Annotated in this window: 11 protein-coding genes; 6 read left to right on the top strand and 5 right to left on the bottom strand. The window is 67.7% G+C overall.

Going from position 1 to position 14,201, the window contains the following annotated elements:
* Positions 1-209: 209 nt before the first annotated feature.
* Both ACQ7JA_RS18800 and ACQ7JA_RS18795 read left to right on the top strand, forming a co-directional pair.
* Positions 210-998: a hypothetical protein gene (locus ACQ7JA_RS18800; protein ID WP_430900494.1), complete on the top strand. Its 789-nt coding sequence runs from the start codon at positions 210-212 to the stop codon at positions 996-998.
* A gap of 115 nt (positions 999-1,113) precedes the next feature.
* On the top strand, positions 1,114-2,613 hold the full coding sequence (locus ACQ7JA_RS18795) for a sigma 54-interacting transcriptional regulator (protein ID WP_430900492.1): 1,500 nt from the start codon (positions 1,114-1,116) through the stop codon (positions 2,611-2,613).
* Between the two features lie 7 nt (positions 2,614-2,620).
* Here ACQ7JA_RS18795 and ACQ7JA_RS18790 read toward each other — a convergent pair whose 3' ends face one another.
* Both ACQ7JA_RS18790 and ACQ7JA_RS18785 read right to left on the bottom strand, forming a co-directional pair.
* Positions 2,621-2,989, bottom strand: coding sequence for a hypothetical protein (locus tag ACQ7JA_RS18790; RefSeq protein WP_430900490.1), 369 nt, complete (start codon positions 2,987-2,989; stop codon positions 2,621-2,623).
* 13 nt (positions 2,990-3,002) lie between these two features.
* Complete coding sequence (locus ACQ7JA_RS18785; protein ID WP_430900488.1) at positions 3,003-5,183, bottom strand: protein kinase domain-containing protein; 2,181 nt, start codon at positions 5,181-5,183, stop codon at positions 3,003-3,005.
* Between the two features lie 501 nt (positions 5,184-5,684).
* Here ACQ7JA_RS18785 and ACQ7JA_RS18780 point away from each other — a divergent pair.
* Complete coding sequence (locus ACQ7JA_RS18780) at positions 5,685-7,886, top strand: OsmC domain/YcaO domain-containing protein (protein ID WP_430900486.1); 2,202 nt, start codon at positions 5,685-5,687, stop codon at positions 7,884-7,886.
* 26 nt (positions 7,887-7,912) lie between these two features.
* Here ACQ7JA_RS18780 and ACQ7JA_RS18775 read toward each other — a convergent pair whose 3' ends face one another.
* On the bottom strand, positions 7,913-9,550 hold the full coding sequence (locus tag ACQ7JA_RS18775; RefSeq protein WP_430900484.1) for a glycoside hydrolase family 43 protein: 1,638 nt from the start codon (positions 9,548-9,550) through the stop codon (positions 7,913-7,915).
* Positions 9,551-9,569: 19 nt separating this feature from the next.
* Complete coding sequence (locus tag ACQ7JA_RS18770) at positions 9,570-10,337, bottom strand: 3-keto-disaccharide hydrolase (RefSeq protein WP_430900482.1); 768 nt, start codon at positions 10,335-10,337, stop codon at positions 9,570-9,572.
* Between ACQ7JA_RS18770 and ACQ7JA_RS18765 the strand changes: the two genes are divergently transcribed.
* From ACQ7JA_RS18765 to ACQ7JA_RS18755, 3 genes are all read left to right on the top strand, one after another.
* On the top strand, positions 10,318-12,084 hold the full coding sequence (locus ACQ7JA_RS18765) for a phytoene desaturase family protein (RefSeq protein ID WP_430900480.1): 1,767 nt from the start codon (positions 10,318-10,320) through the stop codon (positions 12,082-12,084). The two genes, ACQ7JA_RS18770 and ACQ7JA_RS18765, sit on opposite strands and share 20 nt — an antisense overlap.
* Positions 12,077-12,589, top strand: coding sequence for a GNAT family N-acetyltransferase (locus tag ACQ7JA_RS18760; protein ID WP_430900478.1), 513 nt, complete (start codon positions 12,077-12,079; stop codon positions 12,587-12,589). The genes ACQ7JA_RS18765 and ACQ7JA_RS18760 overlap by 8 nt, the downstream gene beginning before the upstream one ends.
* Positions 12,590-13,061: 472 nt before the next feature.
* Positions 13,062-13,205: a hypothetical protein gene (locus ACQ7JA_RS18755; RefSeq protein WP_258830073.1), complete on the top strand. Its 144-nt coding sequence runs from the start codon at positions 13,062-13,064 to the stop codon at positions 13,203-13,205.
* Positions 13,206-13,250: 45 nt separating this feature from the next.
* Here the strand turns inward: ACQ7JA_RS18755 and ACQ7JA_RS18750 are convergent, their stop codons facing one another.
* Positions 13,251-14,177 (bottom strand): alpha/beta hydrolase, encoded by a 927-nt coding sequence (locus ACQ7JA_RS18750; RefSeq protein WP_430900475.1) that lies wholly within the window; start codon positions 14,175-14,177, stop codon positions 13,251-13,253.
* Positions 14,178-14,201 lie beyond the last annotated feature (24 nt).

Genomic DNA, 14,201 nt, shown 5'->3' with positions numbered 1-14,201 from the left:
TATATTGAATGAAGATTATTACTGCAGCGGATGGCCAGTGATGATTGACCCGACACCAAACCACCTCTCATGCAGGCTGGAACCGGCTGAACACAGGCGGGCCGCTTCATACCCAACCGACATTGGTGGAATCGGATCGAATATCGCCGTTTGCCGCGAATTGTTTTTGGAACCAGTTAATGCGTGCCATTATGCGAAAGGGGAGTGAAATGCCGTCGTCTTACAGGATGCTCTTCCGCGTCTCTTTCGGGCATGCGTTTTTCGCGGACGGCGTCCTGCGCGACCTGCGGATGGTCCCGGTGCCGCGCTGCTTCGATAAATTGCGCAGGGCGGGACTGGTACTGCGCCAGCAGGAAGACGGGATCGCCGCGTATGGCGACGATCAAGCGGTCGAGCGCCTGCGGCTGCACATCGGCGCGGCAGGCAGGTCGCTCGGCATGGCTTTCCAGGTGTTCTTCACCGATCCGCATTTTTTCGCGTACACGGCGCCGGCCTGGCCGAGCGGCAAGCTGCTCTTCCTCGACACCGCCGACTCGGTGACGGATGAGACGGGGCGCCGGATCGTGCATGCCACGCCCTATGTCGAAGCCTCCGCATTCCTCGAGCGCGAGCACGCCAGGCTTGCCTGCATCCTCGGCGAGCGCGTGCTGGCGCCGACACCGGCGATGGTCGTGCAGGTCGATGTCTCGAACGCCCTGCTGGACGTCGTCGATGCGCGGGCGCGCCACTTCCATGTGCGCTTCGATGCCGCCGGCAACCGGTTTCGGGACGGTGCGGCCGGCTGTGGCGCGGTGGATACAGACGCAGGGGAGCCGGCGTCCGGAGGCAGGCAGTTCGCCGGAGTGAACATCGCCGACCGCCATCGCGCCCATGTCTTCATGCCGCGCGGCGCCATCCAGATGCGGGAGGTAACGCCCCCGCGGGCGCGGCGGCGCACCCCGCTGGTCACGGTCGGCAAGGCGCCGGCCGGCAGGCCCTCGCCGGCCGGCCCGAACTAGGCCATTGCGGGAGAAGAGGGCGGAAGGGGGCCCAGCTTTCGGGGCACGCCCCGGCGGCGAGCGGTTAGAATGACAACTTGCATGCCGTGTGCGGCAGTGTTTTTTGTCAGGCCCCATGACCTATTCCGATTTCACCCTGACCTCGCCCCTGAGCGAGCTGGAAGACGGTGCGGCAGCGCTGCTCACCGTCACCATCGTCTGGCACCCCGACCGTAGCCGGATCGGTGAGCAGTTCGTCGGCGGCGCCGGCGGCGGCATCGTCGAACTGAACCGCTTCCTTCCCCTGTTCATGCATCCCGGTGGCGACGGCCTGCCGCTGGGCCATGGCGGCATCTCGCGCCAGCCCCTGCGCCTCGTACGCGATGCGAACGACGAGGTTACGTTGACCCTGCCCGCCAGCCCCATGGCCGTCGAAGTCAATGGCCGCATCGTCAAGGACGCCATCCACTTCAGCGCCGCGCAGATCGCGGACGGCCAGATCCTGACGCTGGGCCGCGCCCTGGTCCTGTGCCTGCACTGGATGCACCGCCTGCCCGTGCCCAACAGCGTGCCGGGCTTCATCGGCGTCGGCGGCGCCAGCATCGCGGTGCGCGAACAGATCCAGATGGTGGCGCGCACCGGCATGCCGGTGCTGCTGGTGGGGGAAACCGGGACCGGCAAGGAAATCGCCGCGCGCGCCATCCACGCGCTGAGTGGGCGCGGGCATGCGCCGCTGGTCGCCGTCAACATGGCGGCATTGGGCGAGGCCATGGCCGCAAGCGAATTGTTCGGCGCCGCGCCAGGCGCCTATCCGGGCGCGCCGGCGGCCCGCGCGGGGCTGTTCGCGCAGGCCGATGGCGGGACGCTCTTCCTCGACGAAATCGGCAACGCGCCGGCGGCCGTGCAGCCGATGCTGCTGCGCGCGATCGAGGGCGGCCACTACCGGCCGATCGGCGCTTCCGAAGACCGGCATTCGTCCGCGCGCCTGATTGCGGCGTCGGACCAGGATCTCGATGCCGCCGCCTTCAACCAGGCCTTGCTGCACCGGCTGGAAGGCTTCGTGATCCGCATGCCGCTGCTGCGCCAGCGGCGCGAGGATGTGGGCGTGCTGATCGTCGACCTCTTGCGACAGCAGGGCATCGACGCCGACCTGCCGGCGGCGCTGGTGGCGGAACTGGCGGCCCATGACTGGCCGGGCAATGTGCGCCAGCTGTCCAACGTGCTGCAGCGCGCCGCGCTGGTGCTGCGCGAAGGCGGTGTGCCGACGCTGGAGCAGCTGACGGGAAGCGCGCGCGCGAAGATGGAGGAGGCGCCGGAACCGGAACCGGTGGTGGAGCAGGAGCCTGCGGTATCGCGCCGCAGGCCCTCGAAGCTGAGCGACGCTGACGTGCTGGAAGCGATGGCCGGCAATGACTGGAACATCCAGGCCGCCGCCCAGGCCCTGGGAATCTCGCGTCCGAGCCTGTACAAGCTGCTCGAGGACCACCCGGACATCCGGCGGCCCGAGTCGATCGCCGAAGACGACATCGCCCGCGCGATGGCGGCATCGGCGGGCGATATCGAGCGCTGCGCGGCGCTCCTGAAGACGCCGGCGGAAGCCTTGCGGCGGCGCTGGCGTCTGCTGCGACCGAACTGAAATCCGATCAGGTCGAACCGACTTCCAGTTCCGGATCGGGCAGGAAGAAGAAGCTGCTGACACCATCCTTGGTGACGGTGGTGAAGGCGATCGAGAAGCCCCAGAAGCCGTCATGTTCGACCTTGATCTTCGAGCCCTGGGTCAGGGGAATCTGGGTCTTGTCGAACGGCGAGATGTCGCTCGACGGCTTGCGCGGCCCGGAGAACAGCGTGGCGCTTGCCAGCTCGAGCGTGGGCGTGTCCGGCATTTCGAAGTTGAATGCGAGCGTGTCGCCGACCTGCGCGGTGATCAGGGCTTCGATCTTCCCGTCGATGCTCCAGGTCGCCATCGGGTTGCCCGGATTGAATTGGATGATGATGTCGTATTGGGTTGCCATGGTCTCTTTCAGTTCACTTCGTTGGACGTGCTGTGCCAGCACGGGGAGTTCCGGCCGCGCTGGCCCGGACATAACGCTCGTCGCGCCGCAAGTCCACCAGGTCGGGCTCGGCATCGATGAACTTGACCGGATATCCCAGGCGACGGGCGTGATTGATGGCTTCGACTGCAGCGTCGCGCTGGCCCAGCAATTCATACGCCAGACCGGCCCGGAACTGCACGTCGGCGCTGTTGGGCGCCAGCGCGATCGCGCGCGGCAAGAGCGTGGCTGCGTCGGCGCGTGCCCCGGTGCGCGCGGCGTACAGGCCCATGCGCGAGACGAGCAGCACGTCGTCAGGTGCGCGCGCCAGGCGCGGCGCCAGCAGCTCGCGCGCCTTCTCGTAGGCGGCGCGGGCCTGGGCCTCGCGCCCCGGAATCCAGTTGAGCGTGTCGGCCAGGTTGGCCCACAGCTGGTACTCCATCGGCGCACCGCGCGTGGGCGAGACCGCGTTCTCGAAAGCCGCCGCGGCGCCGACGTAGTCCTGGCGCAGGAACAGGGCGTTGCCCAGGTTGGTGTACAGCTTGGCGCTGGGCCGGATCTGCAGGCCCTGCTGCAGCACCCGCAGGGCTTCCTCGTCGCGGTTCTGGCGCAGCAGGGCCGCGTTCAGGTTGGCGTAGGCGATGACCGCGTCCGGCTGCAGCGCGATGCTGCGCCGGAACAGGTCTTCGGCGGCGCGGTAGTTGGCCTGCTCGTATTCCACGCTGCCCAGTTCGTCGGTGAAGACGCGCTCACCGGGGAAGCGCGCCATCGCCTCCTTGAGCTGGGTGCGCGCCTCGTCGTAGCGGTGCATGCGGCGCAGGGAGGCGCCCTGGCCGTACCAGGCGAAGAAGTTGTTCGGGTCGAGCCGCAGCGCTTCGGCATAGGCGGCCAGCGCTTCGTCGCGCTTGCCCTGGTTGAACAGCACCCAGGCGCGCGCGATGTGGCTCAGGGCCAGCTGTTCGTTGAGCTGGGCGGCGCGCTGGGCGCTCGCGTCGGCGCGCTGCAGCCAGGTCTCGTCGCTCTTGTCGGTCTGGTAGCGCATCGAGTACATCAGCGACATGCCGGCCGCCGCCGCGGCGCTGTCCGGCGTGCGTTCCAGGATGCGGCGGAAGTGTCCCTCAGCGGCGTCCAGGCTTCCCGGGCGGTCGAACACCTTCAGCGCCGCCAGGCCCTGATCCATCTCGAGCGACTCGGAGAAGGGCGCCAGCGAGCTGCCCAGCGCCGCCAGGTGGGGCGCCGCGATCCAGCCGCCCGCGCCCAGCAGCGCCGCCAGCGTCGCGCCGGCCAGCGCCTTGCGCGCGCGCGGCGCCATGGGCTTCCTGGCGGGACGGATCGTCGCCTCGGTCGGCGCATCCAGCTGCGCCAGGCGTTCGAGCACTTCGGCCATGCCGGCCAGGCGCTGCGCGGGCTGGCGCGCCGTCATCGCGCGGATCAGGGCGACCAGCTGCGGGCTGGCGTCGACCGGATAGTTCCAGCCGTCCGATGACGCCTGCACCTGGGCCGCCGCCAGCGCCAGGCCGTCGAGCGTCGCGAAGGGCCGGGCGCCAGCGATCATCTCGTACAGGATCAGGCCGAGGGCATACACGTCGGCTTGCGCAGACAGCGGGGCTCCCAGCAAGCGTTCCGGCGCCATGTAGGCGATCGTGCCTTGCAGCGAGGAGCTTGGCAGGCTGGTGGTGGCGAGGACGTCCACGCTGTGGGCCAGGCCGAAATCGAGGATGCGAATCTTGCCGCCCGGTTCCAGCATCAGGTTCGACGGCTTCAGGTCGCCGTGCACGAGGCCGGACGCGTGGGCGTCGCGCATGGCTTCGGCGATTTGCCGCGTCCAGTCGAGCGCGTCTTCCGGCGCCACCGGGCCCTCGGCGATCACCCGCTTGAGGGTGCGGCCAGGCACCAGCTCCATGACGATCGACTGGGTGTCGCCATCGTCTTCGATCGCGTGCACTTTCACGAACGCGGCGTGATGCAGCGAGGCGCCCAGGCGTGCCTCCCGCATGAGGTCGGCCCCAGCGGGGGCGGCTCCGGCATGCTTGATGCACTTGATGGCGACCGGGCGACGCAGCTTGCTGTCCCAGGCCTCGTAAACCTGGCCGAAGCCACCTTCACCGAGGCAGCCGCGCACTTCGTAGTGGCCCGGCAGCCGGGGCGTTTCGTAAATCGTGGTAGTGGCGCTCATCGTCCGGTGCTTTGAAACTGATCAAAGATACATTACAGCAATCATTGCGGCAGCGCAATGATCGTGGACTTCATGCCGCATCGCTTGCACGGGATGTATCGAAAATGTCGATTTAAATTGCCGCAAAGCAATTTCTGAGCTGCTGTCGTTCACGCTGCCGCAGCACGGGCGTGCGCTGAAATCGGGTAGAATCACCCGCTTTACATCGCAGAGCCCTGTCCTCACAGTAATGCCGTTCAGTTAGCGTAGCGTAGGGTGGACGGCTTCGCCGTCCGCGCGTGCAAACAGTGCATGAACAGCATGCGGAGCATCCATTCACCTGGGAGTTGAACGCGCGGACGTTCGTAATTCCGGGCATTGCCCGCAATTACCCCGTCCACCCTACAACAGCTTTCACTTCGCTTGACTGAACGGCATTACTGTCCTCACAGGGCTTGCTATTTTGCGTCGGACAAAGGTTCGAACGTAGCCAGCCATTTTTAAGCATTCACCGGAATTCATATGGAAATCAAGGTCAACTTCCTCGACAAGCTACGTCTTGAAGCCAAGTTCGACGACTTCACCGTGATCGCCGACCAGCCGATCCGATACAAGGGCGACGGCTCGGCGCCCGGCCCCTTCGACTACTTCCTGGCCTCCTCGGCCCTGTGCGCGGCCTATTTCGTCAAGCTCTACTGCAACACCCGGAACATCCCGACCGAGAACATCCGCCTCTCGCAGAACAATATCGTCGACCCGGAGAACCGCTACCAGCAGATCTTCAAGATCCAGGTCGAGCTGCCGGCGGACATCTCGGAAAAGGACCGCCAGGGCATCCTGCGCTCGATCGACCGCTGCACCGTCAAGAAGGTGGTGCAGGCCGGGCCCGAGTTCGTGATCGAGGAGGTGGCGAACCTGGATGCCGACGCCCAGGCCCTCCTGACCCTGCAGCCCGACGCCGCAACCGCGACCTACATCCCCGGCAAGGACCTGCCGCTGGAGCAGACCATCGCGAACATGTCGGGCATGCTGGCCAGCTGGGGCATCAAGATCGAGATCGCTTCCTGGCGCAACATCGTTCCGAACGTGTGGTCGCTGCACATCCGCGACGCGCACTCGCCGATGTGCTTCACCAACGGCAAGGGCTCGACCAAGGAAAGCGCCCTGGCTTCGGCCCTGGGCGAATACATCGAGCGCCTGAACAACAACCACTTCTACGCCGGCGCCTACTGGGGCGAGGACATCGCCAACGCGTCCTTCGTCCACTACCCGAACGAGCGCTGGTTCCAGGCGGGGCCGGGCGACGCGCTGCCCGACGCCATCCTCGACGAGTACACCCGCGAGGTCTACGACCCGGACGGCGAGCTGCGCGGCTCGCACTTGGTCGACACCAATTCCGGGAACGCCGCGCGCGGCATCGTCTCGCTGCCCTTCAAGCGGCTGTCCGATGGCGAGACGGTGTACTTCCCGTCCAACCTGGTCGAGAACCTGTATGCCAGCAACGGCATGAGCGCCGGTAACACCCTGGCCGAGGCCCAGGTGCAGTGCCTGTCCGAGATCTTCGAACGCGCCGTCAAGCGCGAGATCCTCGAAGGCGAGATGGCGCTGCCGGACGTGCCGGCCGAGGTACTGACCAAGTACCCGCGCATCCTGGCCGGCATCCAGGGCCTGGAAGAGCAGGGCTTTCCGGTGCTGGTCAAGGACGCTTCGCTGGGAGGCAGGTATCCGGTCATGTGCGTGACCCTCATGAACCCGCGCACGGGCGGCGTGTTCGCCTCCTTTGGCGCCCACCCGAGCTTCGAGGTGGCGCTGGAGCGCAGCCTGACCGAGCTGCTGCAGGGCCGCAGCTTCGAGGGCCTGAACGACCTGCCGCCGCCGACCTTCGCGAGCGAAGCCGTGACCGAGCCCTACAACTTCGTCGAGCACTTCATCGATTCGAGCGGCGTGGTCTCGTGGCGCTTCTTCAGCGCGAAGACCGATCTCGATTTCGTCGAATGGGACTTTTCCGGCGCCGGCGAAGATTCGAATGCGCAGGAAGCAGCGACCCTGCTCGCCATCCTCGAGGACATGGGCAAGGAAGTCTACATGGCCGTCTACGACGAGCTGGGCGCCACCGCCTGCCGCATCCTGGTGCCGGGCTATTCGGAAGTCTATCCGGTGGAAGACCTGGTCTGGGACAATACGAACAAGTCGCTGCTGTTCCGCGAAGACATCCTGAACCTGCACCGCCTCGACGACGACGCGCTCAACGATCTGCTCGACCGCCTGGAGAATAACGAGCTGGACGAGTACGGCGACATCGCCAGCCTGATCGGCATCGAGTTCGACGAGAACACGGACTGGGGCCAGCTCACCGTGCTCGAGCTGCGCCTCCTGATCAACCTGGCGCTGGGCGAGCTCGAAGGCGCCCGCGAGCTGGTCGGCGCCTTCCTGCAGTACAACGACAACACCGTCGAGCGCAAGCTGTTCTACCAGGCGATGGACGCGGTGCTGCACGTGGTGCTGGACGATGAGCTGGAGCTGGATGACTACGTTACCAACTTGCGCCGCATGTTCGGCGATGCGCGCATGGATGCGGTGCTGGGTTCGGTCGACGGCAGCGTGCGTTTCCATGGCTTGACGCCGACCAGCATGGCGCTCGAGGGCCTGGACCGTCACCACCGCCTGATCGACAGCTACCGCAAGCTGCACGCGGCGCGCGCAAAGGCGTCGGAGAAGCGCTAAGGCGCAGTCCTGCAAACCCCGACGGTTCAGCGGCTGACGCGGAAATAGTCTGCGTCCAGCCAGCCACCCGATGGTTGGTCCGCGGCGCTGACGCTGTACAGCCCCATCTGCGCGCCCACCCAGTGCCCCTTGGTGGCGGCGAAGGGTGCGCCGGCCGGCTTGAAGTCCTTGCCGTCCACGCTGTAGAAGAAGCGCGCCTGCGCGCCCTCTGACATGGACAAGCGCAGGAAGACGGCGCCCGGCGCCGTGGGAAGGAGTACCGTCTCGTTCTCCTGGCAGCGCGGCTTCACCGGTTCGCATACGGTGTAGACCAGCTGCAGCTCTCCGCCGTGCCGGCGCAGGCCGACGGCGGCATAGCTCATCCCGTTCAGGATCAGGCCGGCGCGGTCGCCGTCCTGCGCCGGGTGCAGCTCGACGCGCGTGTCGGCCGTGAAGACGCTGGCGGGCAGCTTCTGCGTGAGGATGTTGGGAGCTGCGCGCACATACCCCTTCGTGTCCGGGGCGGCGAGCACCGGCAGGCGCAGATAGCCGGGACGCGCGTCGAGCGCGTACCAGCCCGCTTGTGGATTGGCGTTCCACTGCCACTGCACGCCGAGGGTCTTGCCGTCGAATTCGTCGGTGGTGGCTGGTACTGCGACAGCCTGGCCGGCCACCGGCTTGGTCCACCCGGTCACCGGGTTGCCGACACCGGGCTTGCGACCGGGCTGGCCGATGACGGGCCAGCCATCGAGCCAGCGCATGGGCTGCAGGTGGGCGACGCGGCCGTAGGCCTTGCGGTCCTGGAAATGGACGAACCAGTCCTTGCCGTCCAGGGCGCGCAGCCAGGCGCCCTGGTGCGGCCCGTTGATGGCGGTTTCGCCCTGTTCCATCACGATGCGGTCCTCGTAGGGCCCTTCGATGCGGCGCGCGCGGAACACCGATTGCCAGCCTTCCTCCACGCCGCCGGCCGGGGCGAACACGTAGTACCAGCCATCGTGCCTGTACAGCTTGGGGCCTTCCAGGGTGCGGTAGCCGGGCAGCCTGTTGCCGTCGATGACGACCTTGCCTTCGCTGTCGAGCAGGCGCCGGCCGTCCGGCGACATGCTGCGCAGCGTCAGGACGTTGTTGAAACCGGCGCGGCTCCTGGCCCACGCGTGGATCAGCCAGGCCTTGCCATCCTCGTCCCACAGCGGGGCCGGGTCGATGATGCCCTTGCCGGGCAGGAGCAGGTGCGGCGCGCTCCAGGGACCGGCGAAATCGGTCGCGGTGATCACGTAGACGCCGTGGTCCGGGTCAGGGTAGAAGATCCAGAACTTGCCGTCGTGGTGGCGCAGCGAAGGCGCCCACACGCCGGCGCCGGTACGCGGCACGGCGAAGTGCTGCTCCGGCACCAGCTTCGGCAGGGCGTGGCCGACCAGCGTCCAGTTGACCAGGTCCTTCGACTGCAGCAGCGGCAGGCCGGGTGCGCTGTTGAAGCTCGACGCGGTCATGTAATAGGTATCGCCGACGCGTATCGCGTCCGGGTCGGAGTAGTCGGCGTTGAGGATCGGGTTCTGGTACTTGCCGTTGCCCAGGTCGGCGACCCAGGGCGCATCCTTCGGCCCAGCATTGGCGGCCCCTGCCAGCAGGATGGACAGGAGCAGGGCGCCGGCGCGGGCGGCGCCGACCGGCGTCGTTGATTTCATGGCGCCTTCCGTTGTGGGGTTAGCGCACAGGCGGGGCCGCGAGCGGCCGCACCCAGATATTGCGGAAACTGACCGCATCCCCATGGTCCTGCAGCCGGATCGGCAGCGGACCATGCCTGCGGTAGGCCGGCTTGCCCATATGGACCGATTCGCCCTGCAGCGCCGCGTGGTTCTGCACCAGCACGCCGTTGTGCAGGGCGGTCACGTAGGCGGGCGAGACCAGCGCGCCGTCCGCCGCAAAGCGCGGCGCGGTCCAGACGATGTCGTAGCTCTGCCACTCGCCCGGGGCGGCGCAGGCGTTCACCAGGGGGATGTGCTGCTTGTAGATGCTGGCCGCCTGTCCGTTCACATAGGTCTTGTTGTCGTGGCAGTCGAGGATCTGGATCTCGTAGCCGCTGCCGTTGCCGGTCGAGGCGAGGAAGACGCCGCTGTTGCCCCGCGCCTGGCCAGTGCCCGTCAGGGTCGACGGCACGCGCCACTCGATGTGCAGCTGGTAGTCGGTGAAGCTGCGGCGCGTCTGGATGTCGCCGCTGCCGCCGCGCACCGTGAATGCGCCGTCCGCGACCGTCCAGGGCGCGGGCTTGTCAGGTGCGCCGGCCGAGACCCATTCGCCCAGGTCCTTCCCGCCGAACAGCACCAGCGCGTCCGAGGGCGCGCCGTGCGCCGCGCCGGGCTTCACGCGCCCGGGCTCGGGCGTCCACACTTCGGTGTCCTTCTGGGCCGCCTGGGCCAGGGCCAGGGACGCCATCGACAGTCCGGCCACCATCATGATCGCTTTCGCCAGCATCGCACGCTCTACAATAGGAAGGGAAGCAGAGCATAGCACGGCAGGCCGCGCGACTTCGCGCAAACCCCGTCGATCGGGGCAGGTGCGCCGGGCGGCCCGGCGCGTCATAATGATGCATTCCTTACGGAGGAAATCCATGCGCGATGCGATCGTCATCGGAGGCGGCCATAACGGCCTGGTATGCGCGTTCTACCTGGCCCGGGCCGGCCTGAAGGTGACCGTGCTGGAGCGGCGCGAGGTGGTCGGCGGCGCTGCCGTCACCGAGGAATTCCATCCGGGCTTCCGTAATTCGGTCGCCGCCTACACGGTCTCCCTGCTCAATCCCAGGGTCATCGAGGACATGGGATTGACCGCCCATGGCCTGCGCGTCGTCGAGCGGCCGCTGTCCAACTTCCTCCCCCTGGACGACAGCCGCTACCTGAAGCTCGGCGCCGGCAGGACGGCGCAGGAGGTTGCCAAATTCTCGCAGCGCGATGCCGACCGCCTCGAGGACTACGCCCGCCACCTGGACAGCGCGGCCGGGCTGCTGCGCGAGCTGGTGCTGCAGACGCCGCCCAACCGGGTGCAGGGCGGCTGGCTTGCAGCGCTGCCGGAACTGATCAAGGCCGGCAAGCTGGGAAAGCGCCTGCAGTCGCTGTCGCTGCCGATGCAGCGCGAGCTGCTGGACCTGTTCACCAAATCGGCGGGCGATTACCTGGACGGCTGGTTCGAGAGCGACCCCATCAAGGCCGCCTACGGCTTCGACAGCGTGGTCGGCAACTACGCCAGCCCCTATGCGCCCGGTTCGGCCTACGTGCTGCTGCACCACGTCTTCGGCGAGGTCAATGGCAAGAAGGGCGCCTGGGGCCACGCCATCGGCGGCATGGGCGCCATCACGCAGGCGATGGCGAAGGCGGCGCAAGCCCAGGGTGTGGAGATTCGCACCGGCTGCGCGGTCGAGGAGGTCGTGCTCGAGAAAGGCCGGGCCTGCGGCGTCGTCACCGAGCGGGGCGAACGCCTGGATGCGCGCGTGGTCGTGTCGAACCTGAATCCGCGCCTGCTCTACACGCGCCTGGTCGACCCGGGCGCGCTGCCCGCGGACTTCCTGCGCCGCATGCAGGGCTGGCGCTGCGGTTCCGGCACCTTCCGCATGAACGTGGCGCTGTCGGAGCTCCCGAGCTTCAGCTGCCTGCCCGGGAAGGAAGCCGCCGAACACCATGGCAGCGGCATCATCATCGCCCCCAGCCTGCAGTACATGGAGCGCGCCTGGATGGACGCGCGCCGGGACGGCTGGTCGCGCGAGCCGATTGTCGAGATGCTGATTCCGTCCACCCTCGACTCCACGCTTGCGCCGCCGGGCCGGCACGTGGCCAGCCTGTTCTGCCAGCACGTCGCGCCGCAGCTGCCCGATGGCGCCAGCTGGGACGACCACCGCGACGAGGTGGCCGACCTGATGATCGCGACCGTCGACCGCTACGCGCCGAACTTCAGGCGCTCGGTCCTCGGCCGCCAGATCATGAGCCCCCTGGACCTCGAACGCACCTTCGGCCTGGTGGGCGGCGACATCTTCCACGGCGCATTGGGACTGGACCAGCTGTTCGCCGCGCGGCCGATGCTGGGCCATGCCGACTACCGCGGTCCAGTCGCCGGCCTGTACACCTGCGGCGCCGGCACCCATCCGGGCGGCGGCGTCACCGGGGCGCCCGGGCACAATGCCGCGCGCGAGGTGCTGCGCGACGTCTCGCGCCGGCAGCGTCTCCATGCCTGAACGCCTTCCAGAGCTGCACATCCGCCCGGCCCAGGCGTCCGACGACGATTTCTTTGCCGCGCTGTACCGGTCGACCCGCGCCGACCTGCTCGCGCTGCTCGCCGACAAACGCTACATCGACGGGCTGGTCGCGACGCAGCGGCAGGCGCAGCTTGCCGGCTACCGCGAGCGCTACCCGGACGCCCTCTACCAGGTCCTGGAGCTGGATGGCACGCCCGCCGGAAGGCTGGTCACGGCATGCGTGGACGAGGCGCTGCGCGTCGTCGACCTTGCCGTCATGCCGTGGGCGCGCAGGCGCGGCGTAGCCACCGAGACCCTGCTGCGCCTGCAGCGGCAGGGGCAGCAGGAGGGACAGGCGCTGACGCTGGCGGTCCGCCGGGACAATGCCGACGCACGCCGGCTCTATGCGGCGCTGGGTTTTGTAGCGGAGGGCGAGGAGGGCGCCGTGCTGCAGCTGCGCTGGCGCGCTGCCGGCAACGCGGCGGCGATAGCAGCCAGCCGTTGAGCGCCCGACAGGACCGTCAACTTGCGTTTTATCAATTTTTCTTTGTTATCGAAAGTTTGAATCGACTCGCAGGGCCGCACGACGGCGCGAACACCCGGCGGCCATCATCCTCATCATCCAATTCGACGGACGCCTGGTCACCGGCATGAACCGGGAATCGTCAAGTGGCGTGGCGCAGGCCATGATTCGCCTGTTCGAGCACAGGAATGGGGCCGGGGCTGCATTCTGCGGCGTCCGGGCCTGCGCCCGCCCACCAACGCAGCAAGGACGCAATGAGCGGCCCGGGGGAGTGCCGCACCACGGCTTCGCAGCGCCCTGATATTCGTTCTGGTGATACCGGACCAGGGGTCATGGGTGTTCAGATATTTGAATTACTTATCGTTGAAATGGGAAATCGCAATTGGACTAATTTCTCGTCGGGGTCTATTCTGTGTTCATTGCCCAAGCACTTCAACATTCCAAAGGAACCAGCATGAACACCGCTACCATCGCATTTGCCCGTCCGGCTGCTCCGAACGTCTTCGCCAACCTGTTGTCGACCCTGGGCGCCCACCTGCGCCGCGCCATGGAACTGTCCGGCGACTCCTTCCTGGTGCAGGGCGCGCGCTACCTGTAAGCCGCAGCGCGCATCAGACGACAAAGCCCCTTTTCAGGGGCTTTTTCATTTCCGGGCGGGCGTGAGCAGGCCACGTTCGCGCAACCACTCCTCGGCGCGGCGTGGCCAGGCCGATGCGGTTCCGAGTCCGTCGCGCATGCCCATGCCATGCGCCCCGTGCTCGAACAGATACATCTCGGCCGGCACCTTCGCACGCGTGAGCGCCTGGTAGAACAGGATGCTGTTCTCGACCGGCACCGACCCGTCGGCCTGGGTATGGACCAGCAGCGTCGGCGGCGTCCGCGCCGTCACCTGGCGCTCCACCGACATCAGCTCCACCTCGGCCGCCGAAGGCGCCGCGCCCAGCAGGGCCTTGCGCGAACCCGCATGCGCCGCGGCGCCATCCATCGCGACCACCGGGTACATCAGCATCAGGAAGTCGGGCCGGGCGCTGATCGCGTCCAGCTGCGCCCCGGTGCGTCCCAGGGAATGGTCGAACAGGGTGCCGGCGCTGGCCGCCAGGTGGCCGCCCGCCGAACTGCCCATTACGCCGATCCGGTCCGGCTGCACGCCGAAGCGCGCCGCCTGTGAGCGCACCAGGCGTACCGCGCGCAGCACGTCGCGCAAGGGGGCGGGGTGGCCGAATTCGACCTGGCGGTAGGTGAGGACGAAGCTGGCGATGCCCAGGGTGGAGAGCCAGTGCGCGTACTGCTCGCCTTCGCGCCGCGTCGACTGGCGCACGTAGCCGCCGCCGGGGCAGATGATGACGGCGGTGCCTGTCGCCCGATCGACCGCCGCCGGGTAGACGGTGAGCCGGGGCTCGGTGATATTGGTGGTACGGCCATCCTCATCGATCCGGTTCGGCCCCAGTTCGGGCCTGGCGTCGGGCACACCTTCCGGCCACAATGGCAGCACGAGCGGGCCTGCCGGCGCTGCGCTGGCGGACAAGGGGCCGGCGGCGCCGAGCGCCAGGGCGGCGGCGAGCTGCGTCATCGTGCGTCTCCTGCTTTCATTCAT

It is taken from the genome of Massilia sp. BKSP1R2A-1, from assembly GCF_050586525.1.
GTDB lineage: Bacteria > Pseudomonadota > Gammaproteobacteria > Burkholderiales > Burkholderiaceae_D > Telluria.
This window is presented reverse-complemented; position numbering and strand designations above follow the sequence as displayed.

Coding starts and splice junctions, on each gene's coding strand:
- ACQ7JA_RS18800 (WP_430900494.1), top strand. CDS start 210: ATGCCGTCGTCTTACAGGATGCTCTTCCGCGTCTCTTTCGGGCATGCG.
- ACQ7JA_RS18795 (WP_430900492.1), top strand. CDS start 1,114: ATGACCTATTCCGATTTCACCCTGACCTCGCCCCTGAGCGAGCTGGAA.
- ACQ7JA_RS18790 (WP_430900490.1), bottom strand. CDS start 2,989: ATGGCAACCCAATACGACATCATCATCCAATTCAATCCGGGCAACCCG.
- ACQ7JA_RS18785 (WP_430900488.1), bottom strand. CDS start 5,183: ATGAGCGCCACTACCACGATTTACGAAACGCCCCGGCTGCCGGGCCAC.
- ACQ7JA_RS18780 (WP_430900486.1), top strand. CDS start 5,685: ATGGAAATCAAGGTCAACTTCCTCGACAAGCTACGTCTTGAAGCCAAG.
- ACQ7JA_RS18775 (WP_430900484.1), bottom strand. CDS start 9,550: ATGAAATCAACGACGCCGGTCGGCGCCGCCCGCGCCGGCGCCCTGCTC.
- ACQ7JA_RS18765 (WP_430900480.1), top strand. CDS start 10,318: ATGATCGCTTTCGCCAGCATCGCACGCTCTACAATAGGAAGGGAAGCA.
- ACQ7JA_RS18770 (WP_430900482.1), bottom strand. CDS start 10,337: ATGCTGGCGAAAGCGATCATGATGGTGGCCGGACTGTCGATGGCGTCC.
- ACQ7JA_RS18760 (WP_430900478.1), top strand. CDS start 12,077: ATGCCTGAACGCCTTCCAGAGCTGCACATCCGCCCGGCCCAGGCGTCC.
- ACQ7JA_RS18755 (WP_258830073.1), top strand. CDS start 13,062: ATGAACACCGCTACCATCGCATTTGCCCGTCCGGCTGCTCCGAACGTC.
- ACQ7JA_RS18750 (WP_430900475.1), bottom strand. CDS start 14,177: ATGACGCAGCTCGCCGCCGCCCTGGCGCTCGGCGCCGCCGGCCCCTTG.